The 26,363-nt window shown below is 44.1% G+C and carries 30 protein-coding genes; 20 read left to right on the forward strand and 10 right to left on the reverse strand.

The window, feature by feature from the left end; genetic code table 11:
* The first annotated feature begins 21 nt into the window (after positions 1-21).
* Together ABIB50_RS04580 and ABIB50_RS04585 are read left to right on the forward strand one after the other, a co-directional pair.
* Positions 22-300 (forward strand): NifU family protein, encoded by a 279-nt coding sequence (locus tag ABIB50_RS04580; RefSeq protein WP_429377644.1) that lies wholly within the window; start codon positions 22-24, stop codon positions 298-300.
* Between the two features lie 115 nt (positions 301-415).
* Complete coding sequence (locus ABIB50_RS04585; RefSeq protein ID WP_429377646.1) at positions 416-1,042, forward strand: hypothetical protein; 627 nt, start codon at positions 416-418, stop codon at positions 1,040-1,042.
* A gap of 2 nt (positions 1,043-1,044) precedes the next feature.
* On the opposite strand, the gene def is transcribed toward ABIB50_RS04585, so the two are convergent.
* Entirely contained in the window at positions 1,045-1,617 is a 573-nt protein-coding gene (gene def / locus ABIB50_RS04590; RefSeq protein WP_429377648.1) for a peptide deformylase, read from the reverse strand.
* An 18-nt stretch (positions 1,618-1,635) separates the two neighbouring features.
* Complete coding sequence (locus tag ABIB50_RS04595) at positions 1,636-2,865, reverse strand: M16 family metallopeptidase (RefSeq protein WP_429378465.1); 1,230 nt, start codon at positions 2,863-2,865, stop codon at positions 1,636-1,638.
* 176 nt (positions 2,866-3,041) lie between these two features.
* On the opposite strand from ABIB50_RS04595, the gene hpt reads away from it, so the two are divergent.
* Both hpt and ABIB50_RS04605 read left to right on the forward strand, forming a co-directional pair.
* Positions 3,042-3,581 (forward strand): hypoxanthine phosphoribosyltransferase, encoded by a 540-nt coding sequence (gene hpt / locus ABIB50_RS04600; RefSeq protein WP_429377649.1) that lies wholly within the window; start codon positions 3,042-3,044, stop codon positions 3,579-3,581.
* Between the two features lie 129 nt (positions 3,582-3,710).
* Positions 3,711-4,037, forward strand: a complete 327-nt coding sequence (locus ABIB50_RS04605; protein ID WP_429377651.1) for a GIY-YIG nuclease family protein — start codon at positions 3,711-3,713, stop codon at positions 4,035-4,037.
* A gap of 106 nt (positions 4,038-4,143) precedes the next feature.
* Here the strand turns inward: ABIB50_RS04605 and mfd are convergent, their stop codons facing one another.
* Positions 4,144-7,500, reverse strand: coding sequence for a transcription-repair coupling factor (mfd, locus tag ABIB50_RS04610; protein WP_429377652.1), 3,357 nt, complete (start codon positions 7,498-7,500; stop codon positions 4,144-4,146).
* Positions 7,501-7,542: 42 nt separating this feature from the next.
* Positions 7,543-8,853, reverse strand: coding sequence for a tetratricopeptide repeat protein (locus tag ABIB50_RS04615; protein ID WP_429377654.1), 1,311 nt, complete (start codon positions 8,851-8,853; stop codon positions 7,543-7,545).
* A gap of 181 nt (positions 8,854-9,034) precedes the next feature.
* On the opposite strand from ABIB50_RS04615, the gene ABIB50_RS04620 reads away from it, so the two are divergent.
* The 6 genes from ABIB50_RS04620 to ABIB50_RS04645 all read left to right on the forward strand — a co-directional run bounded on the left by ABIB50_RS04620 (position 9,035) and on the right by ABIB50_RS04645 (position 12,898).
* Entirely contained in the window at positions 9,035-9,445 is a 411-nt protein-coding gene (locus ABIB50_RS04620; protein ID WP_429377655.1) for a DUF4199 domain-containing protein, read from the forward strand.
* On the forward strand, positions 9,438-9,740 hold the full coding sequence (locus ABIB50_RS04625) for a DUF2752 domain-containing protein (protein WP_429377656.1): 303 nt from the start codon (positions 9,438-9,440) through the stop codon (positions 9,738-9,740). The genes ABIB50_RS04620 and ABIB50_RS04625 overlap by 8 nt, the downstream gene beginning before the upstream one ends.
* Positions 9,741-9,953: 213 nt before the next feature.
* Positions 9,954-10,316, forward strand: a complete 363-nt coding sequence (locus ABIB50_RS04630; protein ID WP_429377657.1) for a TM2 domain-containing protein — start codon at positions 9,954-9,956, stop codon at positions 10,314-10,316.
* A 118-nt stretch (positions 10,317-10,434) separates the two neighbouring features.
* Entirely contained in the window at positions 10,435-11,532 is a 1,098-nt protein-coding gene (locus tag ABIB50_RS04635) for a Nif3-like dinuclear metal center hexameric protein (RefSeq protein ID WP_429377659.1), read from the forward strand.
* 129 nt (positions 11,533-11,661) lie between these two features.
* Positions 11,662-12,411 carry a zinc ribbon domain-containing protein gene (locus ABIB50_RS04640; RefSeq protein WP_429377661.1) on the forward strand — a complete coding sequence of 250 codons (750 nt, stop codon included), beginning with the start codon at positions 11,662-11,664 and terminating at the stop codon, positions 12,409-12,411.
* Positions 12,412-12,499: 88 nt separating this feature from the next.
* Positions 12,500-12,898, forward strand: coding sequence for a DUF2809 domain-containing protein (locus tag ABIB50_RS04645; RefSeq protein WP_429377663.1), 399 nt, complete (start codon positions 12,500-12,502; stop codon positions 12,896-12,898).
* A 25-nt stretch (positions 12,899-12,923) separates the two neighbouring features.
* Here ABIB50_RS04645 and ABIB50_RS04650 read toward each other — a convergent pair whose 3' ends face one another.
* Entirely contained in the window at positions 12,924-13,994 is a 1,071-nt protein-coding gene (locus ABIB50_RS04650; RefSeq protein ID WP_429377665.1) for a PA0069 family radical SAM protein, read from the reverse strand.
* A 30-nt stretch (positions 13,995-14,024) separates the two neighbouring features.
* On the reverse strand, positions 14,025-14,228 hold the full coding sequence (locus tag ABIB50_RS04655) for a response regulator transcription factor (protein WP_429377667.1): 204 nt from the start codon (positions 14,226-14,228) through the stop codon (positions 14,025-14,027).
* Between the two features lie 72 nt (positions 14,229-14,300).
* On the opposite strand from ABIB50_RS04655, the gene ABIB50_RS04660 reads away from it, so the two are divergent.
* The 5 genes from ABIB50_RS04660 to ABIB50_RS04680 all read left to right on the forward strand — a co-directional run bounded on the left by ABIB50_RS04660 (position 14,301) and on the right by ABIB50_RS04680 (position 18,613).
* Positions 14,301-15,374, forward strand: a complete 1,074-nt coding sequence (locus tag ABIB50_RS04660) for a metallophosphoesterase (RefSeq protein WP_429377669.1) — start codon at positions 14,301-14,303, stop codon at positions 15,372-15,374.
* A gap of 44 nt (positions 15,375-15,418) precedes the next feature.
* Entirely contained in the window at positions 15,419-16,042 is a 624-nt protein-coding gene (locus tag ABIB50_RS04665) for a thiamine phosphate synthase (RefSeq protein ID WP_429377671.1), read from the forward strand.
* A 36-nt stretch (positions 16,043-16,078) separates the two neighbouring features.
* Complete coding sequence (locus ABIB50_RS04670) at positions 16,079-16,648, forward strand: thiamine diphosphokinase (RefSeq protein WP_429377673.1); 570 nt, start codon at positions 16,079-16,081, stop codon at positions 16,646-16,648.
* 139 nt (positions 16,649-16,787) lie between these two features.
* Positions 16,788-17,915 (forward strand): DUF6515 family protein, encoded by a 1,128-nt coding sequence (locus ABIB50_RS04675; protein ID WP_429377675.1) that lies wholly within the window; start codon positions 16,788-16,790, stop codon positions 17,913-17,915.
* A gap of 95 nt (positions 17,916-18,010) precedes the next feature.
* Complete coding sequence (locus tag ABIB50_RS04680) at positions 18,011-18,613, forward strand: flavodoxin family protein (protein WP_429377677.1); 603 nt, start codon at positions 18,011-18,013, stop codon at positions 18,611-18,613.
* A gap of 292 nt (positions 18,614-18,905) precedes the next feature.
* On the opposite strand, the gene ABIB50_RS04685 is transcribed toward ABIB50_RS04680, so the two are convergent.
* Positions 18,906-20,204: an acetylxylan esterase gene (locus tag ABIB50_RS04685; protein ID WP_429377679.1), complete on the reverse strand. Its 1,299-nt coding sequence runs from the start codon at positions 20,202-20,204 to the stop codon at positions 18,906-18,908.
* A 209-nt stretch (positions 20,205-20,413) separates the two neighbouring features.
* On the opposite strand from ABIB50_RS04685, the gene ABIB50_RS04690 reads away from it, so the two are divergent.
* A complete protein-coding gene (locus ABIB50_RS04690) occupies positions 20,414-20,923 on the forward strand; it encodes a helix-turn-helix transcriptional regulator (RefSeq protein WP_429377681.1) in 510 nt (169 codons plus the stop codon).
* A 53-nt stretch (positions 20,924-20,976) separates the two neighbouring features.
* Positions 20,977-21,567, forward strand: coding sequence for a nucleotidyl transferase AbiEii/AbiGii toxin family protein (locus ABIB50_RS04695; protein ID WP_429377683.1), 591 nt, complete (start codon positions 20,977-20,979; stop codon positions 21,565-21,567).
* Positions 21,568-21,573: 6 nt separating this feature from the next.
* Here the strand turns inward: ABIB50_RS04695 and ABIB50_RS04700 are convergent, their stop codons facing one another.
* Entirely contained in the window at positions 21,574-22,302 is a 729-nt protein-coding gene (locus ABIB50_RS04700; RefSeq protein ID WP_429377685.1) for a hypothetical protein, read from the reverse strand.
* A gap of 140 nt (positions 22,303-22,442) precedes the next feature.
* On the opposite strand from ABIB50_RS04700, the gene modA reads away from it, so the two are divergent.
* Genes modA through ABIB50_RS04715 form a run of 3 tightly spaced genes read left to right on the forward strand, consistent with a single transcriptional unit; the run spans position 22,443 to position 24,515 of the window.
* Positions 22,443-23,219, forward strand: coding sequence for a molybdate ABC transporter substrate-binding protein (gene modA / locus ABIB50_RS04705; protein ID WP_429377687.1), 777 nt, complete (start codon positions 22,443-22,445; stop codon positions 23,217-23,219).
* Between the two features lie 10 nt (positions 23,220-23,229).
* Entirely contained in the window at positions 23,230-23,901 is a 672-nt protein-coding gene (modB, locus tag ABIB50_RS04710) for a molybdate ABC transporter permease subunit (RefSeq protein ID WP_429377689.1), read from the forward strand.
* Complete coding sequence (locus ABIB50_RS04715) at positions 23,898-24,515, forward strand: ATP-binding cassette domain-containing protein (protein WP_429377690.1); 618 nt, start codon at positions 23,898-23,900, stop codon at positions 24,513-24,515. Before modB ends, ABIB50_RS04715 begins: the two co-directional genes overlap by 4 nt.
* A 658-nt stretch (positions 24,516-25,173) precedes the next feature.
* On the opposite strand, the gene ABIB50_RS04720 is transcribed toward ABIB50_RS04715, so the two are convergent.
* Together ABIB50_RS04720 and ABIB50_RS04725 are read right to left on the reverse strand one after the other, a co-directional pair.
* Positions 25,174-25,680, reverse strand: coding sequence for a hypothetical protein (locus ABIB50_RS04720; protein ID WP_429377692.1), 507 nt, complete (start codon positions 25,678-25,680; stop codon positions 25,174-25,176).
* A gap of 44 nt (positions 25,681-25,724) precedes the next feature.
* Positions 25,725-26,303, reverse strand: coding sequence for a peroxiredoxin-like family protein (locus ABIB50_RS04725; protein WP_429377694.1), 579 nt, complete (start codon positions 26,301-26,303; stop codon positions 25,725-25,727).
* Positions 26,304-26,363: the final 60 nt, after the last annotated feature.

Here is a 26,363-nt window from a genome sequence, read left to right on the forward strand (position 1 = left end):
TTTACTTATAAATTAGTAAAAATGAGTGTATTAGAAAGGGTTGAAGCAGCGTTGGATAGCATACGCCCGTACCTGGAAACAGATGGCGGCAATGTATCGGTTGAGGAGATAACACCCGAAGGTATAGTGCGTTTGAAGTTGTTAGGGTCGTGCGGGTCGTGCCCAATGAGCATCATGACGCTTAAGGCGGGTATTGAAGGTGCCATTATGAAAGCAGTACCCGAAATTACCGGCATAGAGGCCATAAACCTTACCGATATAGACGACCCTAACGCGGTGCTCCCCGAAAATTTGCGCTAACTAAATGTTAAGTATTGTTAAAATGCCCCGGGGTATTGCTGCGATACTATTTTGTTAAGAAACTAAAAACTATTTTTACCCGTTAACAGTAATTATAGAAAAGCTTAGCCGCTAAATGAAATACCTAATTGGCATATTATTCTTATTTATAACCGCAACGGCAGTAGCGCAAACTACCGATAAGCCGCTGGTGCAGTTTAGCGGTATTACCCGTAATACGGATAGTGTCCGGGTTATTGTGCCTTACGTAAACATAACCAACGTTACTACCCATAAACAGGTTTATATTTCCAATTTCGAGGGCTATTTCTCGTTTGTAGCGCACGAGCAGGATACGCTGCGTTTTAGCAGCGTGGGTTATGTGCCTGTAACGGTTGTTATCCCCGTACACGTAACCAATCAAAGCCTGGTGATGAATGTGCTGCTGAAACCACAAATTATTAACCTGCCGGTTTTCAGGGTGTTTCCATGGGCTACCACGGATGAGTTCAGGAAAGATTTTTTGGCGATGAAGATAGCGGATGATGACCTGGAGATTGCCCGTAAAAACCTTAACCCTGCATCCATACACGCTGCCGAAGCATCAGCGCCGCATTATGGGTATGAGGGGATAAACGTGCAGGAAATGCATAACAGCATTGTTAATTCGCACTCAATTACCAATCCGCTGCTTAACCCATTTGCCTGGGGTAGTTTGATCCGCGATATTGCCGCCGGCGATAGATCTATTGGAGGCAAATAAGCTTAGCGCCCTTTCTTAACAGCCGGGAACTTCATTTTATATTCCACGTCCACTATTCCTTTTGAGATATCGGTCAGTCGTTTTTCAAGCATGCGCTTGCGTAGCGGGCTTAACCTATCGGTAAATAGCTTGCCTTCAATATGGTCGTATTCGTGCTGGATAACACGTGCAGCCATGCCGCTGAAGGTTTCGTCATGATGCTTCCAGTTCTCGTCGTAGTATGATAGCCTGATGGTTGATTTGCGGGTAACGTCTTCCCTAACATCGGGTATGCTTAAACAGCCTTCGTTAAAGCTCCATTCATCGCCGCTTTCTTCCTCGATACAAGCGTTAATGAACACTTTCTTGAAATTCTTCAATTCAGGCTCGTCATCATCAAACGGGGTGGCATCTATCACAAACAAACGCATGGAAAGCCCAACCTGCGGGGCAGCCAAACCAACGCCACGGGCAGCATACATGGTTTCGAACATATCTTCGCACAATTGTTTGATATGCGGATACTCTGCAGGCTCGATAGCCGTTGCTTTTCGTTTTAATACCGGGTCGCCGTAGGCTACAATAGGAAATTTCATGGTTACAAAATTACGGCTTTAATCCTTAGGCTCAAATAGCAGCGTTATCATTTTACTTTCATCAAATATTTCATTGCTAATCTCCAGCAATTGCTCTGCCGTTACGGCGTTTATCTTCTCGAATAATTGGGGCAGCGTATCCACATAATTAAAGTCGATCAAACTTTTAGCCATAGATATGATCAGACTCATGCGGTTCTCTTCGGCCAATGCTATCTGGCCTATAAACTTTTGCTTGGTTTGATGCAGTTGCAGGGTACCCAGCTTTTGCTCGCGCAGCTTCTTTAGCTCTTTATGCACCAGTTTGGCGGCTTTGGCAGCCTTTTCGGTATCGGTACCAAAGTAAATGGAGAAGATGCCGGTATCGGTGAACGCGGTATAGTTTGATTCGATGGTGTAGGCTATACCGTGTTTCTCGCGGATCTCCAGGTTCAGGCGGTTGCTCATACCCATGCCGCCAAGCAGGTTGTTCAGCAACAGCAAGCCGGTTTTATGGTGATGCGATGACGAGTATGCCTGGTTACCAATAACACAATGTGTTTGCGATATGGGTTTATGGATAATATGATTACCGCTGATATTAACCACCGGGGTTATCCTGCTTTTTTTATTATAATTTGGCTCGATATGCCCGAAATACTTATCGCCCAGCTTACTTATCTTTTTAAAATCATAATCGCCTATAACCGCGAAAATGATCTCGTTAGTATTATAATTTGTGGCGATGAATTGCTTCATGTCATCGCGGCTTAAAGCGCCAACGGTTTCGGTAGTACCCAGTATGTTTTTGCCTATCGGATGATCTTTAAACAGCAGTTCCTCAAAATCATCCTGGATAGCTTCCTCAGGCTGATCAAGGTAGGATGCGATCTCGTCCTGGATCACTCCGCGTTCTTTCTCCAGCTCATCTTCGGGGAAGGTAGAGTGAAATACAATATCCTCGAACAGGTCCATAGCACGCTCTAAATAAGGGTTTAAAAATGACGCGTGGATGCAGGTATACTCCTTTGTCGTGTAGGCATTCAGGTCGGCGCCGACAATCTCCAGTCGGTTCAGGATCTGGTTGGTGCTGCGGCGCTCGGTTTCTTTAAACAGCAGGTGCTCAATAAAGTGGGCCAGGCCTTCCTGGTTAGGCAGCTCATCGCGCGAGCCGGCGTTCATCAATATGCAGCAATGCGTAACCGCCGAAGGCGCATGCTTATACATAATACGGATGCCGTTGGATAGGGTATAGAGCTGGTATTCCATCATTTGAGGGGCAAAGATAGGGAATTAATAAACAGCTAATCATCAGCTATAAATCATAATAGCATCGCTTAAAATAAATACATTTATTACTTTCGTTTAAATAATCGCTCAAGTGTCCGGCCGGCCGAAAGGTGTCCGGATAGTTCCGGACGGACACCCTTAATAATATCATCGCAATGAACATAAAAATAGCCGATCTCGAATTTGAACCACTAATATCTGCTGAAGAGATCCAAACCCGCATCAAACAAATTGCTGCCCAACTAAACGCTGATTACGAAAACAAGACCCCGATCTTCGTCGGCGTACTTAACGGCTGCTTCATGTTTATGGGCGATCTGTTAAAGCAGATCACCGTCCCGTGCGAGGTCGCTTTTACCAAATTATCATCATATCACGGCGGCACAACCAGCACCCGCCGCATAAATGATGATTTTGATCTGATGGTTGATATCGCCAACCGCCATGTTGTACTTGTTGAAGACATTGTTGATACCGGCAACACGCTCGACTATTTAGTCGCCAAACTTAGCCACCGAAAACCGGCTTCCATAACGGTATGCGCCCTCTTGCTAAAACCTGATGCTATTGAATATCCTATTGAAGAGTTAACGCACGTTGCCTTTAATATCCCCAATGAGTTTGTAGTTGGCTACGGTTTGGATTATATGGAGTTGGGTAGAAATTTGGATGGGATTTATAAGAGGGTGGTCTAAGCGTTTTCTCAGTTTGTCATCCTGAGCATAGCGAAGGATCTTGTATAATTGACAGGTCGCCGTTCATTCTTATCGCGTGTAGAAGATCCTTCACTATGCTCAGGATGACAAACTGAATATATTTATTATATGCGTCAACACAATTACTATACATACATATTAACCACTTCAACTAAAAAGGTATTGCATACCGGCGTTACCAATAACTTGGAAAGGAGATTATATGAGCATTATTTTGGCACCGATGCCAAAGATAGTTTCACAACAAAATATAAATGCTACGATTTGGTATGGTTTGAAAGATATCAATATGTTAATCACGCCATCGAAAGAGAAAAAGAAATAAAAGGCTGGTTGCGAAGCAAAAAGAATAAACTTGTCGAAGAAGAAAATCCTGAATGGCGATTTTTAAACAATGATTTGATGGAATGGCCGCCTACACCAACAAAAGAATAACCCGACGCTTGTCATTCTGAGCGTAGCGAAGAATCTTCTACAAATGATAGGCAAGCGTAGTACTTATAGCGTTTAGAAGATTCTTCGCTACGCTCAGAATGACAACTTAGTTTGCTTCTTCCACCGCCAACATCCCACCCAATAACTCAACAGCTTCATTAATACCATATACTGCTTCAATGCTTAAGCGCAGGGTATCTTTTACCTCCTTTAAATTGGTACGGCGTGGGTTAACCTGAACAAAGGTTAGTACATTACGGAATGCCGCTGTTTCAAAGTATGGCGATTGCTGGTTAGTGATAAAGTAGCCGCGTAGTACGCCTTTCTTTAACGAGATCTTCTCGAAACCAATGGCTTTACCCATCCATTGCAGGCGCATGGTGTTAAGCAGATCATTTACCTGTGGCGGTATGGGGCCAAAACGATCATGCAGTTGTTGCTGGAAAGCCTGCAGCTCGGCTTCATTTTCCAGCTTTGAGAGATCTGAATAAAGATTATACCGTTCTGATAAGCTGGTTACATATTCGTTAGGGATCAATATCTCCAGGTCGGTATCAATTTGCGTAAACGCAATGAAAGGCCGCGGCTTATCATCAGGAAAAAGGCCTTTAAACTCGTCATCCTTCAGCTCGTGGATGGCTTCATCCAATATCTTATGATACATCTCGAAGCCTATCTCGGCAATAAAGCCGCTTTGCTCGGCACCTAAAAGGTTCCCGCTGCCGCGGATATCAAGATCGCGCATGGCAACGTTAAAGCCGCTGCCCAGGTCGCTAAACTCTTCAATGGCGCTTAATCGTTTCCGGGCCTCGTTAGTTAAGGTTGATAGCGGTGGGCTCAATAAATAACAATATGCCTTTTTATTACTCCGCCCTACACGGCCCCGCATCTGGTGCAGATCGCTCAGGCCAAACATGTGGGCGTGGTTAATGATAATGGTATTGGCGTTAGGGATATCCAAACCGGCCTCGATAATTGTAGTGGCTACCAGCACATCGTACTCATTATTCACAAACTTCAGCATTACATCTTCCAGCGCGTCGCCCTCTAACTGTCCGTGGGCGATGCCCACACGTGCGCCCGGCACAAGCTTGTGGATCATACCGCCCAGTTGCGGCAAATCAGCAACCCGGTTATGGATAAAGAAAACCTGGCCGTTGCGCTCCAGCTCAAACTCGACAGCTTCTTTTATCAGCTTATCATTAAACACATGCAGCTCGGTAACTACCGGCTGGCGGTTAGGCGGCGGAGTTGATATGATAGAAAGATCGCGCGCACCCATTAGCGAGAAATGCAGCGTACGCGGAATAGGTGTCGCAGTCAGCGTCAGTGTATCCACATTGGCGCGCATTTGCTTCAACTTCTCTTTAGTGCTTACGCCAAACTTCTGCTCCTCGTCAATAATCATCAGGCCCAGGTCCTTAAACTTCACATCCTTGCTCACTAAACGGTGGGTACCAATGATGATGTCAACCTTGCCTTCTTTCAGCTTTTCTAACGTTTCCTTTATCTGCTTGCTCGATTTAAAGCGGTTCACATAATCTATATTGCACGGGAAGCCTTTTAAACGCTCGCTAAAGGTTTTATAATGTTGGGCGGCTAAAATGGTCGTCGGTACCAATATGGCTACCTGTTTGCTATCTGCAACTGCTTTAAACGCTGCACGGATGGCCACCTCGGTTTTGCCAAAGCCCACATCGCCGCATATCAGGCGGTCCATAGGGTGTGGGGCCTCCATATCCTTTTTAAAGTCGGTGGTAGCTTTTTCCTGGTCGGGGGTATCCTCGTAAATAAAGGATGCTTCCAGCTCGGTCTGTAAATAGCTATCCGGCGAAAACGAGTTACCCACCTGCGATTTACGCAAGGCGTAAAGCCGGATCAGGTCGCGGGCTATGTCTTTAACTTTTTTTTTTGTTGTTTTCTTGAGTTTCTCCCACGTATCGGTACCCAGCTTGTTCATCCGGGGTACGGTACCTTCTTTGCCGCTATATTTAGAGATACGGTTAAGCGAGTTGATGTTTACATATAACAGGTCGTTATCCGCATAAATTAAGCGGATCATCTCCTGCTGCTTGCCGGCAACTTCTACTTTTTCCAGGCCGGCATATTTGCCTATGCCGTGGTCTATATGGGTAACATAATCGCCGGGCTTTAGCTCGCGCAGTTCTTTTAGAGTGATGGCCTGCGAGCGCTGGTACCCTTTTTTAAGCTTGTATTTATAATAACGATCAAAGATCTGGTGATCGGTATAGGCCGCCAGGTGTTGCTCCCTATCCACAAACCCTTCACGGATACTGATGCTTATAGGCGTAAACTTTACGGTTTTATCCAGGTCCTCTAATATGGCGTATAGGCGCTCTACTTGTCGCGCCGAATCGGTGAGGATAAAATTCTCTATCTTCTCGGCTTCGTTATTTTTAAAGTTATGGATCAGCAGGCTAAAGTCTTTATTAAACGATGGCTGCGGACGCATATCAAAGCTGATGGTCTCATCAGGCTGATAAAAGAATTGTTTACCAAATTCTATAACGGCATAATCGTGCAGCTGGTCGGCAATTAGCTTTTCGTCGGTAAAGCCAAACTTGGGGTCTATCCAATCAGGGTTCTGGTTCTTTTCATCTGCCGACAAAGCGTTCCACAACTGGGTAGCTTTTTTATAACCCGATTGGATAATATCGAACGTAAACTGCACATCCTTTATCCAGATCTGGGTATCATCATCAATATATTCTAAGAGCGATATATTGCTTTCTGTTAAAAATTTAGATTGCACATTAGGCACAATGGTAATGCTTTTAACCTGTTCGACTGATAGCTGGCTCTCTATCTCGAACGTGCGGATAGACTCGATCATATCGCCCCAAAACTCAACCCGGTAAGGCAGCTCGTGCGAGAAGGAGAAGATATCAACTATACCGCCACGGATAGAGAACTGCCCCGGCTCGTACACAAAATCTACCCTGTCAAAGTCATACTCCACTAAAAACTCGTTGATAAAATCAATGCTGAGCTTGTTGGTTACAGCTATTTCTAAAGTGTTTTTTTCTAAGGATGCGCGGTCTATCACCTTTTCGGCAAGGGCCTCTGGATAGGTAACTATTAGCCGGCCAAATTCGCTTGAATGGTTCAACTCATTTAATACCTCGGCACGCGCTAAAACATTGCTGCTATCGGGCTGGGTAAACTCAAACGGTTTGCGGTATGATGATGGAAAAAGCAGGACTTCTTTACCTGTCAAATTTTCCAGGTCGGCCTGGAAATAGCCGGCTTCTTCGCGCTCGGGCAATACAAACACCATGTGCTTGTGTTGTAAAAAATACAATGCTACCGCCATGGTCGCATCACCCGATCCGACCAAACCACGAAGCTGTATCCTTGGATTTTTCGACGCGTTGGTGGCCTTAGCCAGCGCCTTTATCCGGTCATCAGCTTTATATCTTTCTAATATATCACGGATGTTCAAAACTGCTGCAAATATACAGAAAAAGAGTTTTAAGCCTGATGGTTATCTGCAATATCTTGCCAGGCTGCTTTTGGCTCCTGAAAAACCCACAGACGCCGCCTTATTAATATCGACGCATGCCCCCTTTTTATCACCATAAAAGTATTTAGCAATACCCCGACTGTTATAAGCGTTGCCATAGGTAGGATCAAGTTTAATAGCCTCGTTATAGTATTGTATGGCAGTTGCGTAGTTGGCCGAAAAGATATATGAGTTTCCTAAATTTAAGTACGCAGCCGCGTCGTTTGGATTAATAGTTAATGCTTTTTTAAGATCGGCAATTGCTCCTTTATAATCTTTATGTTGGTTTTTTGCTAAACCCCTGTTACTGTAAGCTATTGCCAGGGTGTCTGTTATCAAAATGGCTTTATTGCAATCAGTAATGGCACCATCAAAATCACCCTTATGGTTTTTTGCAATTGCCCTGTTGGCATATGCTTCGGCATTGTTGGGGTTTAGCGCAAGTGCTTTATCAAAATTAATCATCGCGTCATTAAAGTTTCCTGTTGAAGCCTGTGTGACACCAAGTTTGATATAAGCTCCTTCATTTTTTTCATCCAAAGCAATTGCTTTATTATAATCAGCCGTAGCGCCAGTAAGGTCTTTCAGATCGGCCTTCATAATGCCCCGGTTGTAATAAGCATACGGTTGTTCGGGATCTTCTTCTATAGCTTTTGAAAAATCCGAAATAGCGCCGCCTTTATCATTAAGTTTTGCTCTAAGTAATCCCCTAAGCATGTAAATGTCTGCCCGGGGTTTTAATTCAATCAGACTTGTGCAATCGGCTATCGCAGCAGGGTAATCTTTTACATATTTTTCAGCGATGGCTCTATTAAAATAGGCGTCAACAAATTGCGGGTTATACTTAATGGCCTGATTGTAGTCTTTAATAGCATCGCTATAGTTGTTAGTTACTGCCTTTGTTGCTGCCCTGTTATAATATGCTACGGAATTGGTTGAATCTAACTTTATCGCGGTATCATAATCTGCAATTGCACCGGATATGTCATTGATATATCGCTTTGCACTACCCCTATGGTCAAACATAACCGAGTTACGATTCATAATTGAGATGGCAGATGTATAATCTTTTATAGCGCCCTGGTAGTCTTTAAGTTCAAACCTGGCTAGTCCGCGATGATAGTAAGCGTCGCCAAAACCTTTATCAGTTACAATGGCCTTGTCAAATAATTTAATGGATTCTGCGTAGTCCTTCTTGTTAAATTTATCGTAGCCTTCTTTATCATATTGATAGGCAGTTTGGGCAGATGATATCAACGGTAGTGTTAATAATAGCAGTAGTAATTTTTTCATAATCATAAGCTTGTTAAAGGTATTAAATTTTAAAAGCCGTTTTATTTACCTATCAAAAATATCAGATGGCTAAAACAAAATCGCCTTAAAAAGCCTTTTTATGGTAGTTTAAACAACGTATGGCATTTATAGCACGTATTTAAATTACAACTCACAACTTTTAACCTAATACTTAAATAAAATGAAAAATGCATTAATATGGGGCGCTGTTATAGGAATACTTAGCGCGGCCTGGCTATTTATTACACACGCAATGGGTTATGATACCCAAAATGATAACACTGCACCTTACGAATACTTTTCGATATTGATACCGATAATAGGTTTGTTTTTTGGCATATTAAACTACCGCACCGTAGAATGCAATGGCCAGATGGGATTTTTAGAAGCATTGATACAAGGTTTTAAAATTTTATTGTTTGGCGGTATCCTGGCTGTATTTGTAGCTATTGTTTATATTAACTATATCCAACCGGGCGATGGTAACTTTATGGCATTTTCGGGCCGTATGTTTGGCGCTTTGTTAATTGGATTATTGTCTGCATTAGGTGTATCTTTGGTTTTGGCGACAAAATCAAACAAAGTTGATTAAGTTTTTAAAAACAAATTTCGAACTCATTTTTTGGATTGCGGCTTTGATAGCATTGGGCGTAAGTAACCCTGCTGCGGGGCCGCAATATTCATTATGCCCGTTTAAGGCTATGGGGATAACCTGGTGCCCCGGCTGCGGCATAGGGCATGCTATATCATGGTTGTTGCATGGCAATATCGCCAAATCATGGCAGGCGCATTGGCTGGGAGTGCCGGCTTTATTAATTATAGGTTATCGTATTTATGTTTTGGGGCGAAGTTTGTTTGTGGGTAAACAAGCGTATAACTTTGAATAACTTATGGTTCTGTAATTATCCATAGCGATTGGTTTGAAACCCATCACTATAGATAATTCGCCGACACCCGCACTTCTCCCGCCATTTTCACCGCTTAAATTCCCGCGCTTACCGAGTTGTTTACCCGCCCTGCCCATTTTGCATAGGCCGATATTTAGTTCTATATTAGTTTTGGGGTATAAATAATAAACAATCACACTAAAAACAAAGATCATGGATATGTATCAAAACCCGTATATGAGCCTTCCAGGCATTTCATCTGAAGAATTGGCTCTGTTACAACAAGCAACTTCTGGCTTAACAGACGACCAGAAAAAATATTTCTTTATGAGCTATTCTGGTAAAAGAAAAACACCGCAGGATGTATTAATATTTACCCTGATAGGTTTCTTTGGCGTAGCGGGGATACAACGTTTCTTGTTAGGGCAGATAGGTATGGGCTTATTGTATTTCTTTACCGGTGGCTTTTGCTTAATAGGTACAATTGTCGACCTGGTAAACCACAAGAAATTAGCTTTAGAGTATAACCAAAAAATGGCTTTCGAAAGCTTTAACCTTGCCAAAATGGGTAACTAATCATCCGTAGGGGCCAAAACCCCGATCTATCATATATTGGAATCGTGAAGACGCAAAAGACATTTGCGTCTTTACTTGTTAAGAGGATTTTTGGTACTTTTATCAAAATCTGCGATCAATGAAACTATCCCAACTTACCACCTATCTTGAAAGTATTGCACCGCTGGCTTACCAGGAAGATTATGATAATGCCGGACTTATAGTGGGTAATCCCGACCAGGAAATCAACCAGGTCCTGATTTCGCTGGATTGTGTGGAAGCTGTGGTTGACGAGGCTATTGCGACTAACTGCCAGGTTATTGTATCCCATCACCCCATAGTTTTTAAAGGCTTAAAAAGATTTAACGGCAAAACCTATGTAGAGCGCGTGGTAGAGAAAGCCATCCGTAATAATATAGCTATTTATGCCATCCATACTAATTTAGATAGCGTGCTAAACGGCGTTAACGCTAAAATTTGTGAAACCCTCGGTTTAGAAAACTGCCATATCCTATCGCCTAAACATGGCATTTTAAAAAAGTTGGTTACCTATGTGCCTACCAGCCATGTAGACCAGGTGCGCAACGCGTTGTTCCACGCCGGTGCAGGTAATATTGGGAACTATAGCGAATGTAGCTTCAATGCCGAAGGCACCGGCACATTTAAAGGAAACGAGGATAGCGACCCATACGTTGGCGAACCCGGCATACGACATACCGAAGAGGAAACCCGCATAGAAACCGTTTACCCTGCCAATTTAGAAAGCAAGATATTAATGGCGCTGATACTGGCGCACCCCTACGAGGAGGTAGCTTATGATCTTTACGCGCTAACAAATCAACACCAGCAGGTAGGATCGGGCATGATAGGCGAGCTGGACCAGCCCATGGATACCGAAGAGTTTTTATATCACCTTAGAGAAAAAATGCATGCCCAGGTAATAAGGCATACCGCTTTCACCGGCAAGCAAATTAAAAAGGTAGCGGTTTGTGGTGGCTCCGGCGGATTTTTGCTAAAACAGGCCATTGGCGCAGGCGCTGATATCTTTGTCACCGCAGACTATAAATACCACGAGTTTTTTGATGCGGATGGCAAGATCATTATTGCCGATATAGGCCATTTTGAAAGCGAGCAATTTACCCAGCAATTACTGCATGAAATGATCCGGAAAAAGTTTGCCGATTTGCCTTTGCGCCTAACCAGTGTGAATACTAATCCGGTTAAGTATTTTATGTAGCCTGGCTTAATGTCACTCCCCTTTCCTTTGACAAACAGCAATTTACAATTGAATTATAAAATATTTTAAAAAAGTTGTATCTTTGCCATCCGTTTATAAAAAGAAATAAGTATAAATCCCGTCAAAATAATGGAACAAACCGTAGAACAAAAGCTTAAAGCGTTATACGAATTACAAACCATCCACACTAAAATTGATAAAATTCGCCAGATAAGAGGCGAGTTACCTATGGAAGTTGCTGATTTGGAAGATGATGTTGCTGGTTTGGAAACCCGTATACAAAAAATTAAAAGTGAGCTTGATGATTTGGAGGATGATATTGTTACCCGCAAAAACCTGATCAAAGAAGCGCAGGCTAACACCAAAAAATACGAAACTCAGCTTGGCGAAGTTAAAAACAACCGCGAGTATGACGCGATCTCGAAAGAGATTGAAATACAAGGGTTAGATATACAAGTTAGCGAGAAGAAGATTCGTGAATTTGGTTTTGAGATCGCTTCAAAAACCCAGGTTTATGAAAAAGCTCTTGCCGACTTAGAAGCCCGCAAAAGCGACCTTGAAGCTAAAAAAGACGAGTTAGGCACCATTACTGCCGAAACCGAAAAAGACGAAAGCGAATTAACTGTACAGGCAGAAAAAGCTATCCCCAACATCGAAGAGCGGTTATTGGTTGCTTACAACCGTTTGCGCCAAAATGCTAAAAATGGTTTAGCTGTAGTTACTATCTCCCGCGATTCATGCTCAGGATGTTTTAACCAGATCCCGCCTCAGCGTCAGTCTGATATCCGTCAACGCAAAAAAATTATTGTTTGCGAGCATTGCGGCCGTATCCTGATAGATGAAGTAATGGCTTTAGAAGCAGAAACTGCAACTGCTTAATTATTAAGCAAGAAAAATATAAAAGCGCCCCTGGGCGCTTTTTTTGTTTGCAGACTTTGCGTGTTGTAAAATATACATATATTTAACCATGTTAAAGGCGCGCCTGATCTATTTGTTCCTGATTGTAGTAACAGTTATTGTTGGCCTGGTATCGCGCGAGCCGTCTTCGGCAGTTGTACCATTGTTTGTCGGTGATATTTTATGGGGATTAGCAGTATTTCTGCTAATGCGGTTTATATTTATAGCTAAGCCGTTATCTTTTATCGTAATAATAAGTATAATTTATGCTTATGCGACCGAACTTAGCCAGCTATACAGTGCGCCCTGGATAGATCATTTGCGCCAGACATTTTTTGGCAAAGTAATGCTTGGCGAAACGTTCTTCCTTGGTGATATTGCCAGCTATACTATAGGTATTGGCCTGGGTGTATTGGTTGAGCTTTCGCTGCGCACGCTGGTAAGAACGATGTATCCGCAAGCGGATTGATAACTTTCGTTTTTTCCTGCAATTTCTAAAACATACTCGTCTGTTTCCCTCCCTTCGGCGTAAATAAACTAAAATCATACGGTGGCATTTCGCGGCCGGCTAAAAAACGGTTACAGGCCATCTTATATAACTGGCTGATAGATTGAGCAACCGGGCCATCGCCACGCATGCGGCGGCCAAATTCGCTGTCGTTTAAATTACCATCATGGCAGGCGCGGATCATATTTAAAACTTTCTCGGCACGGTCGGGGTAGGCTTTGTGGATCCAGTCGGTAAATATTTCGCCTATGCTACCGTTCAGCCTCACGATGGTAAACCCGGCCGATAGCACGCCCCGGTCGGCAGCAGCCTTAATGATATCCGGGATCTCGTTACTGTTTAATCCGGGGATGATCGGCGCGGCCATAACCCTTACCGGTACACCTTTTTCTGATAGCTTTTGTATCACACCCAATCGACCGCTTGCTGTTACCGTACGTGGTTCCAATTTTTGCCTTAGCGGTTCGTTTAACGAAGTGATTGATACATTGACATGGACCAAATTCAGCTTAGCCAGTTCGGTAATTATATCCAGGTCGCGGATGATGACATTGTTTTTGGTGATAATGCTTACCGGGTTTTTATATTGCAGAAATACTTCCAGCAATGCCCGGGTAATTTTTAAGCGGCGCTCTATGGGCTGATAACAATCTGTATTGCCTGATAGCAGGATCACTACCGGCTGGTAATTGCGCTTGTTAAAATATTTCTCCAGCAACTCAGGCGCGTTGCGTTTTACGATGATCTTACGCTCAAAATCCAGTCCGGCACTGAAGCCATAATACTCATGCGTATTACGGGCATAACAATATATACAGCCATGCTCGCACCCCTGGTAAGGGTTAATAGAATACATATTGCTCAGATCAGGGCTGTTTGATTCGCTTACTATCTTTTTGGGCGTCTCCTCAAATAATTGGGTCGCCCTATTTTCAAGCAGCGGCTCATCCAATCCCTCTATATGATCCAATACATATTTGCGCTTTAAAAACTTGTTATCGGTATTAACCTGCGCGCCGCGTCCCTTAAAAAAATCCGGATTATCCTGATGTGCCATAGCACAAATATTGCTAATATTTTTAGCAAATCACAATTCTATCAGGTTATTTTTTATGGCGTATAATACCAGTCCAACACGGCTTTTAATTTGCAGTTTCTCAAAAAGCTGATCGCGGTAACCGTCAACGGTGCGTACGCTTATGCACATTTGTTCGGCAATTTCCTTATAGGTAAGTTCGGTGCCCGATAGTTTTAAAAACTTAAGCTCGCGGCTGTTTAAGTTCACTGCCATAAATAGTTAGTTTAAATTTTTTAATACGCTATATTCCCTGCAACATTTATGAGCAATATATGTTAACAGACCATGCGCGAATTCCTGCAACGCTTATTAACTAAACCTGTTATAAGGTTAGCCAATAAATGGTCATCCCGGCCTGATAAAAAACGGGTTAACAAAGCGCTGAGTGATCTTTATCAAAATATAACAACCAACCCTGGTAAGCGCGGGTTGGTTGTTCCGTTTAATGCCGGTGAAGACAGGTTCATCATCCTTTCCGATCAGCATAAAGGGGCAAGGGACGGATCGGACATCTTTGCCCGGTCAGCCAAAAACTATTTAGCAGCTTTAGATCATTATAATAAACAAGGTTTTTGTTACATTAACCTGGGGGATAGCGAAGAGCTTTGGGAAAACCTGTTCCTCACCATTAAAAAGCACAATAAAAATACCTTCGAAGCCGAAAAGCTGTTTTTAGCGCGGGGTGCATTCATCAAAATTTTTGGCAATCACGACTTGTATTGGGACAACGATCCGCTGGCAATTGTAAGCCTGCTCCAAATTTACGGGCAACAAATTAAGGTTTATGAGGGCGCAATCCTGGAGACCATCGTCAACAACAAAAAACTATCCATCTTCCTAACCCACGGACACCAGGGCGACCTGCAAAGCGATGGTAACTGGTTCAGCAAATGGTTCGTGTCCGACGTATGGGCGCCTTTTCAATCCTACCTCCGGATAAACCCCAACACGCCGGCAAATAACGACCAGTTAAAAACCGACCATAACCGCCTGATGTATGAGTGGAGCTCGAAACGAAAAGACATTATTTTAATTACCGGGCATACGCACCAGCCGGTGTTCCGGTCGTTAACCGAACTGGAGATACTGTACGAAAGTTTGGCATCCGCCACCGGCGAAAACCAAGCGGTAATACAGGCGCGAGTTGACAAGCTGCATTTAGATGACTTTCGACCGCCCGATTTTAAAGGCTATTTAGACAGCTATTTTAACAGCGGTTGCTGTTGTTTTGATGACGGGGATATTACCGGTATTGAGATGGCGGATAATTGCATCCGTTTAATAAAATGGGAGTATAAAGGCAAGGAAAGCGTACGGATTGTACTGGAAGAATCACAATTAAAAGATTTGCGGTTATAGTGTGTTTGCATTGCTTAATTTAGTTGCAAATTCTACCGTCTTTCATGAAAAAATATATTTCCAAATTCCATTACTTAACCCAGGATCTTCCCAACCGCACCCATATTGAACAAGCGCAAATAGCCTGCCAGGCCGGGGCAAACTGGCTGCAGTACCGATGCCTTACCAAAAGTGACGATGAATTGGTTGCCGAGATAAACCAGGTTGCTGCCATTTGCGACGATTGGGGAACAACACTCATCATCACAAACCATTACCATTTATTAGATAAGGTTGATGTACAAGGTGTGCATATTGAAGACCTTGATGCTAACTTTGCTTCCATCAGGGCGCAGATAGGCGAGGATAAAACCCTGGGCGGATCGGCAACAAATGTTAAACGTTTGCTGGCTGTCCAGGCAACCGGCATGGTTGATTATTGCGGCTACGGGCCCTTTGCACATACTAATACCAAGCCAAACAACAGCCTGCTTATGGGGTTTGAAGGATATAGACAGCTGCAACGAATGATGGTAGAGATCCCGGTTATTGCCGTAGGCGGTATCCGGTTACCTGATGTTGACGCTTTATTAGAAACAGGCGTTTACGGCATAGCGGTATCTGCAGCGGTAAATTTATCGCCTGATCCGGCCGGGGCTGTTAAGGCGTTTTATAAGAAGATATATTAATCAGCGGCATCATTAATCACATTAATTAAGGATCATATGTCATCACACCACATTGTTCGCGAAAAACAGGAGCCGGCGCTACTGGTACTTGGGCTTGATAATTTTGATGATGAGCAACTGGGTCAGTTGCTGGAATGGAGTCCAACCCTGATCGTCACACCGGACATTGCCGAAAAGCTAAACGCCTATGGCATTAAAATAGACTGGATAATTACCGATGACGCAATAGACAACCTGCAATCAGACATCAAATGGCTGCCTGTGGGTAAGGATACCACGATAGCTGCGGCCCTTAATTATTTAACCAATCAGGGCTATCCTTCTGTTAATGTCGTAACCGATGAATTTGAGCTGGATGATTACCTGCCATTTGCCGATAAAATAAACCTTGTGATCTTTTATGATCAGCAAAAGATCTATGCCGTAAGCTCGGGATTTGGCAAGTGGAAACCGGGCGGCGAAATAATTAATATCCTGTCAAAAACAATCGCTTTAAAAACATTGGGATTAGAGGAGGTCGACGAAGACGAATACAAAACTATAGCCGATGGCTTTTTTACCCTGGAGTTTCACGAGCCGCTAATATTTATTGCCGAAAGCCTGTAACCTTTCGCGTTTAAATTCATCCGCTTATTATACTTGATCCTGGGTATTAACGTTATTTTTGTTACCATTAAACTTTTTACGCTGTTATCTGTCTAAAAAGTAACAATCGGCCTTATAACAATTACATAATATCACTAAAATGAGAAAGACATATAAAAATTTAACCGGATTTGCTTTAAGCGCTATATTATGCTTGGGCGTGGCACTTTCGGCCAGCGCACAAAGGGGTGGCGAACATAGCGATACTAAAACCACTCCGCCACCGGCAGCACCTGCACCGCAAGTACAACGCAGCAGCCCGCCGCCTCAACAACAGTCGGCACCACGGCAACAACCACCGCAGCAACAGGCTACGCAACAACAGGCTCCCCAACGTCAGCAGCCACAAGTGCAGCGTGGTGGCAGCCAACAAGGCCAGTCACAACAGCAACCAAACTCTTTCGATCGTGGCCGTGCCAATAACGCTGTTGGTACAACACAAAGCTTAGAGCCACGTGGTGGAGAACATAGGACGCAACCTGTTTTTACACCGGCCAACCCTAACAATGGTGGGCGCCGCTATCCGGGTATAACCCAAAGAGGTAATTCTAATTCATATAACCCAAGAGGCGGCGCATACAACCAGGGCAGAAGCAGCGGCTTCGATTATCGTCGTGGCAATAGCTATCGCAGCTATCCGGGGTTACAATTTGGCCACAACTATATAACAGCAAGGTCCCGCGGATTTTATTACCGCAACCGTGGCTATTATCAAACTTATTATACTCCGCAACTGGGCTTTAACTTAAGCGTGTTGCCATACGGGTATTATCCATTTTATTTCGGTGCCGATCAATATTTTTATAACGAAGGCCTGTATTACAGGCAGATGGAAAACAATGAATACACCGTAGTTGAACCACCAATAGGTGCAGCTATAGATAAGCTACCTGCAAAAGCACAGGCCATATCCATAAACGGTATGCAATATTATGAGCTTAACGGTGTTTACTATCAGCCGATAACTAAAGACGATGGCAGCTTAGCTTACCAGATAGCTGGTAAAGACGGCGAACTGAATACCGTTGATAACGGCAGCCCGGCAGATGACCTGCCGCAAGTTGGCGACCTGGTTGATAACCTGCCCGAAGGCTGTAAAATAATAAAGCTTAACGGACAGAGATACTATGTATCCCAAGAAGGATACTATTTCCAGGATGCGGTTGATACCAACGGCGACAAAGTATATAAAATTGTAGGCACGCCAACTGATGCGCCTAACGATTAAGTAATAACACGCCATTGCACATTAAGGGCGACTGTTTAGGCAGTCGCCTTTTTTTGTTGGTAAACTTTATGCCGGGTTAAAGGTTAATGCTATATATGAAAGTACTGGTATTAAACTGTACGCTAAAGCCGTCGCCGCAGGCATCAAACACCGAAGCGTTGGCCCTTGAGGTAATAAAGGAACTGGAAAAGCTGGGTGCCGATGTAAAAATGATACGGGTTGCCGACCATAACATTATCGTAGGCAGTAAATCAGACATGGGTGCAGGCGACGGCTGGCCGGCTATATTGGAGGACCTGTTGGCAAGCGATATCTTAATTATGGCAACGCCCACCTGGATGGGCACCCTATCAAGCATGGCTATGCGTGTTATGGAGCGCATTAACGGCCTTTATTCGGCGCGGGACAAACAGGGCCGGCCGGTAACTTATAATAAGGTAGCGGGCTTTGTGGTAACCGGCGAGGAAGACGGCGCCCGCCACGTTGTCGCCGAAATAGCCCACGGTTTGATGGATGTCGGCTTTACCATCGCGCCGCAAAGCTATACCTATTGGAACAATGGCCCCGGACCCGGCAAGGCCTATTTAAAGTCGGATTTCAGGAAGGACTGGTCGATAGAGACAGGGAAGCTGGTAGCCGCGAACGTTATGGCGGTAGCTAAGGCGTTGAAAAAGAGCCCGATACCGCCGCCCGCTTAGCACAAGCTATGCGCTGTTTGTTTCACGTGTGTGTGAAACAAATGAAACACGTGAAACAAGGTTTCGGCCATACGCGCTGACTATCAATCGCTTGCAAAAAACGCGTGAAACAAAATGAAACAAGATTTCCATTTAAATATCTGATAATAAGATAATTGTGAAAATAAAAAATGTTTAAACATTTGAAACGGCGTTTGTTGCCGTTTTTCACCCACATCTCACCTGTTTTTTCCCATATATCACGTCCTGTTACATTTAATCACGTGCTGTGCTGTGAAAGGCTTTTATTTAGTTATTTAACATGAAACTGCGACAGCAGCCATTTGGTCACTAAGTCCCCCTGTTCGGGGTATTGCCAATGGCCGGTATCCGCAAAAGGGACAAATGTTTTGGGCGAAGTAATGCTGTTGTAAGCCGCAAACGTGCTCGAAGGCGGGCAAACCTCGTCATTATATCCCGATGTATAAAAACCGGGTACTTTTAGTTGTTTGGCAAAGTTTACCACATCATAGTATCCGCAGGTAGCTATCTTATCCTTTTTATTGTTGAAGGCCATGTTGGCGTTTTCAAAATACTGCGGCCAGCCGCCGGCGCGGTTTTTTAGGGTGGCCGTTAAGTCGCATAAGGCGGGGTACATGGCGGCCAGGAAAGTTACCCGCTCATCCAGCGCCGCGGTTACAATGCTGAGCGCGCCGCCCTGGCTGCCGCCGGTTACGGCCAGCGTAGTGCCGTCAAACTGCGGCAGCGAAACCAGAAAGTCGTTAGCCCTAATGCAGTTTAAATAAACCCTTTTATAGTAAAACCTGTCCTTGTCGTCCAGGTTAATGTTGGGGTAGCCGGCTAAAGCACCGGTCGCCAGGGTGGCATATACACCTGGGTCCATGGTTACGGGGATACCGTGGATGCCTATTTCAAGGGTGATAATGCCCTTATCAGCCATGCCAATATCGCCGTTGTAGGGCCTTATGCCGGCACCCGGCACTTTCAGCAAAGCGGGGAACTTGCCCGCCTTGGTTGGTACACAAAGTATGCCGTATACGCGCGACCCTTTGTACCCGGCTAAATTAACCTGGTAAACATTTACCGTTTGGGTGCAGCGCTCGGGCAGTAAGGTCATTCGGTTCTCCATCGGGGTGCCCGCGAGCTCTTTTTTCCCCTGATCCCAAAATTGTTTAAAATCCGCCGGGAGTTCGGCCATAGGCTTAATTTTTTCGGGCTCGAAGCCGACCGTAGCCAGGTCGCGGTACTTTATGCCGTTTACTTCGGCAGTTACACTACAGCGCAAAAACCCGGGCTCTTTTAAAGTGCCGCCGTCTATCGTATACGACTTATCTGCCGAAACAAACGATCCTTTGGCCGCGGGCGGCATCCGCTCGGCGCCAACCTGGTAATCAGCCTTTATATTACTTAAGGTTACATTGTATTGGCTAATGGTAACATTAAACTTTACCTTTTCGCCAATCTTATACAGCCAATCGGCATGATCAGGAACTACGGAAATTCTAACCAGTTTCCCCGGCGGAACCTGCGCACTTACAAAGCGCGTTAACCCCAATAAAATACACAGACATAGGTATAATCTTATCTTCATAATTATTGCTTTTTATAATTAAATCTTCTTTTCAGGTAAGCTTTCGGCGTAGCCTATGGATAATAGGCTTGTTGGTTTATATAAAGGCTAATGTAAATAGTTTTGGCTAAATTCCAAGCTACCAGATTTATACCTCGTGGTGGGTTGTATATCCGATAATCAAATTTGTGCAACTTTAATTTATAAACAAATTTGTTTATCTTTGTTTTGTGGAAATAGTAATAGAGAAATATAAAGGCATTCACCCGGGCTTTATACTGGAACGCGAGCTTAAGAAAAGGAACCTTAAAAAAGGTCCTTTCGCGCTTTCATTGCAGGAATATCCGCAAACATTAAATGGCATAACAAAAGGCCAACGGGGTTTAACGTCCGCTCTTTCTTTAAAGATTGATAAAGCATTAGGGTTAGAAGAAGGGACTATGCTTTTGCTCCAGGCTTATTACGAAATAAAAAAAGAGCAACAAAAAAGTAATTCAGGAAAGCACCCTAATCTTTCTGTTATCCGAAAAATACTTTTTTGGGATACGGATATCAATAAGATCGATTGGGAAAAGCAGTATAAAGCCGTTATTAAACGTGTTTTTGAGCGTGGTAATGATGATGAAAAAAAGGAAATTTTTATGCTTTACGGTAAAGACAAAATTAAAGAGGTAACAGGTAGTGACCGGATAGAAAATAACACCATACCTGTAATGGCACATATCAAACCAAAACAATAATGCTTTATTGGAACACAGTTAATAGCATTTTAAAAGACTGCTTGCTAACCTTAATGGCTGCCGAAGAACTAAAAGACTTTAGATTGGTGGGCGGCACGGCTTTAAGTCTGTACTTGGGTCATCGGATATCTGTTGACATAGATCTTTTTACAGATGTAAAATATGGTACTATTGATTTTGATGCCATTGAAACCATGCTTAAAAAAACATTTGGATACGTAGCCGGTGAATTTGGGGGGAATCCGGGTATGGGAAAATCCTACCTCGTAGGAACTGATGCAGAGAGCGTTATTAAAGTGGATCTATATTATGCCATGGATCCATTTTTTCAAGATCTATTCTATGAAGATGGCGTACGAATGGCTACCGTGGAAGAAATAATTGCGATGAAGGTTGATGTAGTGCAGCGAGGCGGAAGAAAGAAAGATTTTTGGGATCTACACGAACTGCTTAGCCGGTATCCGATTACTGCCATGATTGATTTGCATAAACAACGTTTTGAATGGACGCATGACGGGCCGTTGATCACAAACAATTTTACCGATTTTGCTGACGCAGATAATGATTTAAACCCAATATGCTTAAAAGGCAAAGAATGGGTTTTTATCAAGGAAGATATTGAAGCAGCCGTAACTGATAGATAATCAAATTCAATGCACGCAAAGCAGATATAGTTTCCTGCTTTGTCCTCTTATCACACTTTTGCTTAGGTGATGACAGTCAATATATCCTAACTGGCCCATACGTTCTTTAATGATCTTTCCCTCTACTTCCTTATCCGCTACCTGTAAACGGTTCTTTTGGTGCCGCTTCAGAATGTTGTATACACCTGACGCTGATGGGTTAAAGTTATTTGATTTTTGTTTAAGCTGGTCAGCTATTTCAAACTTATTACAACCCCGCAATCGCAGATCAAGCACTTGTTGTTCATCATCAGGCGCAGGCCGCCTGGTAGCATACCTGGGGCCACGCTTAGCAGGCAACAGATCCAGTTCATTACCCGACTGCTTAAAACGATTATAATACTTTAAGAAACTTCTCGGATCGGTATCGTGAGCCAAATAAAAGTCTTTTGCAAACCTGAAAACAGGATGTTCCCCAGCTGGCGCGAGTATGCAGCGCAGGCCACTGCCGGGCGTACTCGTGACTTTACCAACTGACAGGATTTTGATTAGTAAGTGCAGAGATTGCTTCGTTCCTCGCAATGACGTGGTGGCGAGTGTGAAGCATCGGCCCGCGTTAGGGGTAGAAGCGGATACCTGCCGGGCGCGGCCTTTGCCATGGCCGCGCCTAATGCCTGCGCAGTATGAGCGGAAAGCCTGACCCGGAGGGGAACGCCCAAATTCAGTTGGCCGTTGTGAGTTTGCAGTTACCAGCAACCCATCGCTTTGTTAACCCCCTCCGCCCTCCCAGGGGAGGGAAGCGCACCAGGCCACCGCTTTTAAGGCCATCGTTAAGCAACCCCACGCAATCTAACTTTTAATAATTCGTTCTATATTTACACTTTATGTTTATAGCGATGAATATTATAAAACATCTTGCCGGTACAATTAAACAGCTTTGTTTATTACCGGCTATTGCACTTTTAACTGTCGCCCCCGCATTCGCGCAGCAAATAAAGGTAGCTGCTGCCGCTAACCTGCAATCTGTCATTACCGTATTGCAAAAGGATTTTAAACAAAAAACCGGTGTTGATATCGAACCTATCGTTGGCTCATCGGGCAAACTGGTGGCGCAAATTAAGAACGGCGCGCCTTTCGATGTTTTTTTATCGGCTGATATGGATTTCCCCGAGACCCTATATAAAGATGGATTTGCCACTAAGGCCCCCAAGGTTTACGCGCTGGGTAATCTTATTATTTGCAGCAGCAGGGACCTTGGCTTCGAGCGTTGGGAAAGGATCTTACTAACCCCGCTTATAAAAAAGATAGCGATAGCAAACCCCGCTGTAGCGCCTTATGGCAAGGCGGCAGCTGCCCTGTTAATGAAAAAAGGCATACTGGATAACGTGAAAAGCAAAATGGTTTACGGCGAAAGCATAGCGCAGGTAAATACTTATATAACTACGGGTGTGGTTAGTGTAGGCTTCACTACGCAGGCCTTGGTGAAAGACCCGGCCAATAAAACCAAACTGTTCTGGAAAATCATCGACCCAAAAAGTTACGACCCGATACAACAGGGCGCAGTGATATTAAAACATGGTGCCGCCAACCCCGATGCCGAAAAGTTTTACCGCTACCTGTTAAGCGCCGACGCTAAAAAGATCTTTGCGCAATACGGGTACCGCACACTATAATAAACAGTAAATGGACCTATCACCAATCTGGCTTACGTTAAAGCTTGCAGCAATTACAACCTTATTGCTGTTGTTGGTTGGTGTACCCATAGCCTGGTGGCTATCAAAAGGACGGTCGTTTTTTAAAACTTTGATAGAGGCTGTTATTACCATGCCGCTGGTGCTGCCGCCATCGGTGCTGGGGTTTTATTTGTTGCTGGCTTTTAGTCCGGCGCATGGTTTGGGCAAATGGCTGCAGGATAGTTTTGATGTTCAGTTTGTTTTTTCCTTTAAGGGATTGGTGCTGGCGTCGTTCATCTATAGTATGCCCTTTATGATCGGCCCCATTAAATCGGCGCTGCAGCAATTACCCGCTTCGCTGGCACAAGCATCGTATACGTTGGGTAAAGGCCCGTGGCAGACCTTTAAAAGCGTGTTGCTGACTAACATTAAACCATCAATGCTGACCGCCATTGTATTAACCTTTGCCCATACGCTGGGCGAGTTTGGGGTGGTGCTGATGATAGGCGGAAATATCCCAAATGTAACCCGCGTAGCATCCATCGCCGTTTATGATTCGGTTGAGCGGATGGATTATGCCGCGGCCAATAATTATTCGCTCATCCTGTTTGCCATTACATTTATAATGGTGATAAGCGTTTTTATATTCAATAAGTACCAGGCTAAATCTCCGTTAGAATGATAGATATAGCGATAGAGAAAAACCTGAAAGTTTACCACGGCAAGCGCGTATTAAAAATTGAGCATCAGTTTGCCTCCGGCAGTATTACGAAAATATACGGACCATCAGGCGCAGGTAAAACCACTTTTTTAAAGATCATTGCCGGCCTGGTTAATCCCGGCAAGGGAAAGATAGTTGTTGATGATGTTGTATGGTTAGACACCGACACAAACATCGACATCGCCCCGCAAAAGCGGATGCCCGGCTTTGTTTTCCAGGATTACGCGCTGTTTCCAAATATGACAGTTTTAGAACATTTGCAATACGCCACTAATGATACCGAATGGATAAACCGCCTGTTAGTTTTAGGTAAGCTGGATACGCTGACCGATCATAAACCTATCCACCTATCCGGCGGGCAGCAGCAGCGTTTAGCTATTTTACGGGCGCTGGCTATTAAGCCAAAGTTGCTGTTAATGGACGAACCTTTTTCGGCTCTGGACCCTGAAATGAAAAGTGAATTGATAGGCGAGCTAAAGATAGTTTTTAAGCAGATAGGTGCTACGGTTTTAATTGTTAGCCATAACCCGGTGGAACTGGAAGGGTTGGTTGACGGGGAGATTTATATTTCTTAGCGATAGCTTTTTGCCTATGCGCTCATGGCTTGCCCCGCTATGGCCGCGGAGGCCTTTTACTTTTTGCTTGATCAAAAAGTAACAAAAAATCAAGTCAGACGGGATGCTTCTTTGCCACACCGGCCACTGCGCTGCAAATCAGCTAAAACCTAAGGCCGGGTCCTTTTGCCGCCTATTGTCGCGCAAGGCTACCGTTTCCGGCAAAATTACCAATGCCTTTGCAGCCGCACTGCCCTACTTGTTTTATCTGATTTCGACCGAAGCTGCCCGTCTGACGGGTTTAGCTATAAAACAAGATTGCTCTTATTTTAAGCACCCTTATATAATCTCTAATATTAGCATGATGTAGGTAGTGTGCAAAGTGTCACCAAAAAAGCTTCGGGTGAGGGAAGGTAAAACAATGGTGGGTTGTGCAGTGGCACGGGCATCCGCAGATTTTGCTGAAGCGTGGGGCTGTGGGTGCGATAGCTGCGCAAAAGCGGCGCGGCCCGAGGTTTTACCTGGACTGCCGGGCAAAGGCCCCGAGCGCAAAGAATCCTCTTTGCTGACTTGATTTTTTGGTTACTTTTTCATCAAGGAAAAAGTAACTGGGGCTCCGCGCCCAAGAGCGGGGCAAGCCAAGAGCGCTATTACCAACAAGCGATAAGTAAGCGCCTCCTTACTCCGCCATCCCCACAATAACCTTATCCAAATTATGCAGATACCTGCGGCCTGTTTTCATATCCATCATGGAGGTCATTTGCAGGCTTTCTTTCATATCGGCGGCTTTAACGCCATTCTTTTCCATCAGGATGTATACATGGTTGCCCACCTCGGTATTGTAAAGCTCGTTCCATGAATAAACAACCTTGTAGCCATCGGCACCAACAAATACAAAGTACAGGGTGCTTAATAGCTTTGGGCTTACATTAAATAGGGTATGGCTTAACACATCTTTTATCAATATGCCTTTTAGCTTGTCGTCCTTGTGCTTAAAAACGCCGGTGTGGTCGGTTATTTTAATATCGCCAATGGTTTGTATGGTGTATTGTTTCAGGCTGTCCATAGTTATAACAGATCCTTTTTTAACTTTTCCGGCAATGCTAAACTGCGAGGTTTGCTTAACGGTTTCCTGCGCGAAGGCTACAGATGTGCAAAAAGTTAGGAGCAATAAAAGCTTTTTCATGGTAGATCTTTGTATCGCCCCTAAGTTAAATATTTGCCAACTTTTTAAAGCACACTTAACAGCGTTTGTATCGACGCCCTTTTACGGTAATCTTTATCAAAATGTACATATACCAGTTTACCGTCTTTACCAATAACATAAGTTGCGGGCACCGGCAGCATGTGGTCGGTATTACCGTTGTTGGCTTCCAGATCAATTCCGTAGCCTTTATATTTGGTAACCATTGCCGGGTCCATAACATAATTAACATCATAAGCTTTCATGATGGCATAGCCTTTATCAGACACCATAGAGAACGATGCATGTGTTTTGCCGACGGTTTTATCAAGGTTCTCCCGGGTCTCGGGTGTTACACCAACAACGTAGGCACCCTTGCCGGTTAGCAGTTGTAAGGAGTCTTGCAACTGCTGGATATGCTTATTGCAATAAGGGCACCACTGGCCCCGGTAAAAGAAAAGGACCACTGACTTATTGGTTTTTAAAAGAGATTTCAAGTTTAATGTTTTGCCATGGTTATCAACGGCTGTAAAGGCTGGTGCAACGTCGCCTTTTTTAAGGCCGGCTTGTGCAAATAAAGCAGCCGCAGCAAATATAAAGAAGGCAATAAGTATTAGCTTTTTCATGTTATGGGTTTTATAATATCTGGTGGTGATTTTAACAAAGCGGGAGAAGGATCTCCCGCT

Source organism: Mucilaginibacter sp. UYCu711 (genome assembly GCF_050433825.1).
Taxonomy (GTDB): Bacteria; Bacteroidota; Bacteroidia; order Sphingobacteriales; family Sphingobacteriaceae; genus Mucilaginibacter.

Coding starts and splice junctions, on each gene's coding strand:
- ABIB50_RS04580 (WP_429377644.1), top strand. CDS start 22: ATGAGTGTATTAGAAAGGGTTGAAGCAGCGTTGGATAGCATACGCCCG.
- ABIB50_RS04585 (WP_429377646.1), top strand. CDS start 416: ATGAAATACCTAATTGGCATATTATTCTTATTTATAACCGCAACGGCA.
- def (WP_429377648.1), bottom strand. CDS start 1,617: ATGAAATTTCCTATTGTAGCCTACGGCGACCCGGTATTAAAACGAAAA.
- ABIB50_RS04595 (WP_429378465.1), bottom strand. CDS start 2,865: ATGGAATACCAGCTCTATACCCTATCCAACGGCATCCGTATTATGTAT.
- hpt (WP_429377649.1), top strand. CDS start 3,042: ATGAACATAAAAATAGCCGATCTCGAATTTGAACCACTAATATCTGCT.
- ABIB50_RS04605 (WP_429377651.1), top strand. CDS start 3,711: ATGCGTCAACACAATTACTATACATACATATTAACCACTTCAACTAAA.
- ABIB50_RS04615 (WP_429377654.1), bottom strand. CDS start 8,853: ATGAAAAAATTACTACTGCTATTATTAACACTACCGTTGATATCATCT.
- ABIB50_RS04620 (WP_429377655.1), top strand. CDS start 9,035: ATGAAAAATGCATTAATATGGGGCGCTGTTATAGGAATACTTAGCGCG.
- ABIB50_RS04630 (WP_429377657.1), top strand. CDS start 9,954: ATGGATATGTATCAAAACCCGTATATGAGCCTTCCAGGCATTTCATCT.
- ABIB50_RS04635 (WP_429377659.1), top strand. CDS start 10,435: ATGAAACTATCCCAACTTACCACCTATCTTGAAAGTATTGCACCGCTG.
- ABIB50_RS04640 (WP_429377661.1), top strand. CDS start 11,662: ATGGAACAAACCGTAGAACAAAAGCTTAAAGCGTTATACGAATTACAA.
- ABIB50_RS04645 (WP_429377663.1), top strand. CDS start 12,500: ATGTTAAAGGCGCGCCTGATCTATTTGTTCCTGATTGTAGTAACAGTT.
- ABIB50_RS04650 (WP_429377665.1), bottom strand. CDS start 13,994: ATGGCACATCAGGATAATCCGGATTTTTTTAAGGGACGCGGCGCGCAG.
- ABIB50_RS04655 (WP_429377667.1), bottom strand. CDS start 14,228: ATGGCAGTGAACTTAAACAGCCGCGAGCTTAAGTTTTTAAAACTATCG.
- ABIB50_RS04660 (WP_429377669.1), top strand. CDS start 14,301: ATGCGCGAATTCCTGCAACGCTTATTAACTAAACCTGTTATAAGGTTA.
- ABIB50_RS04665 (WP_429377671.1), top strand. CDS start 15,419: ATGAAAAAATATATTTCCAAATTCCATTACTTAACCCAGGATCTTCCC.
- ABIB50_RS04670 (WP_429377673.1), top strand. CDS start 16,079: ATGTCATCACACCACATTGTTCGCGAAAAACAGGAGCCGGCGCTACTG.
- ABIB50_RS04675 (WP_429377675.1), top strand. CDS start 16,788: ATGAGAAAGACATATAAAAATTTAACCGGATTTGCTTTAAGCGCTATA.
- ABIB50_RS04680 (WP_429377677.1), top strand. CDS start 18,011: ATGAAAGTACTGGTATTAAACTGTACGCTAAAGCCGTCGCCGCAGGCA.
- ABIB50_RS04685 (WP_429377679.1), bottom strand. CDS start 20,204: ATGAAGATAAGATTATACCTATGTCTGTGTATTTTATTGGGGTTAACG.
- ABIB50_RS04695 (WP_429377683.1), top strand. CDS start 20,977: ATGGCTGCCGAAGAACTAAAAGACTTTAGATTGGTGGGCGGCACGGCT.
- modA (WP_429377687.1), top strand. CDS start 22,443: ATGAATATTATAAAACATCTTGCCGGTACAATTAAACAGCTTTGTTTA.
- modB (WP_429377689.1), top strand. CDS start 23,230: ATGGACCTATCACCAATCTGGCTTACGTTAAAGCTTGCAGCAATTACA.
- ABIB50_RS04715 (WP_429377690.1), top strand. CDS start 23,898: ATGATAGATATAGCGATAGAGAAAAACCTGAAAGTTTACCACGGCAAG.
- ABIB50_RS04720 (WP_429377692.1), bottom strand. CDS start 25,680: ATGAAAAAGCTTTTATTGCTCCTAACTTTTTGCACATCTGTAGCCTTC.
- ABIB50_RS04725 (WP_429377694.1), bottom strand. CDS start 26,303: ATGAAAAAGCTAATACTTATTGCCTTCTTTATATTTGCTGCGGCTGCT.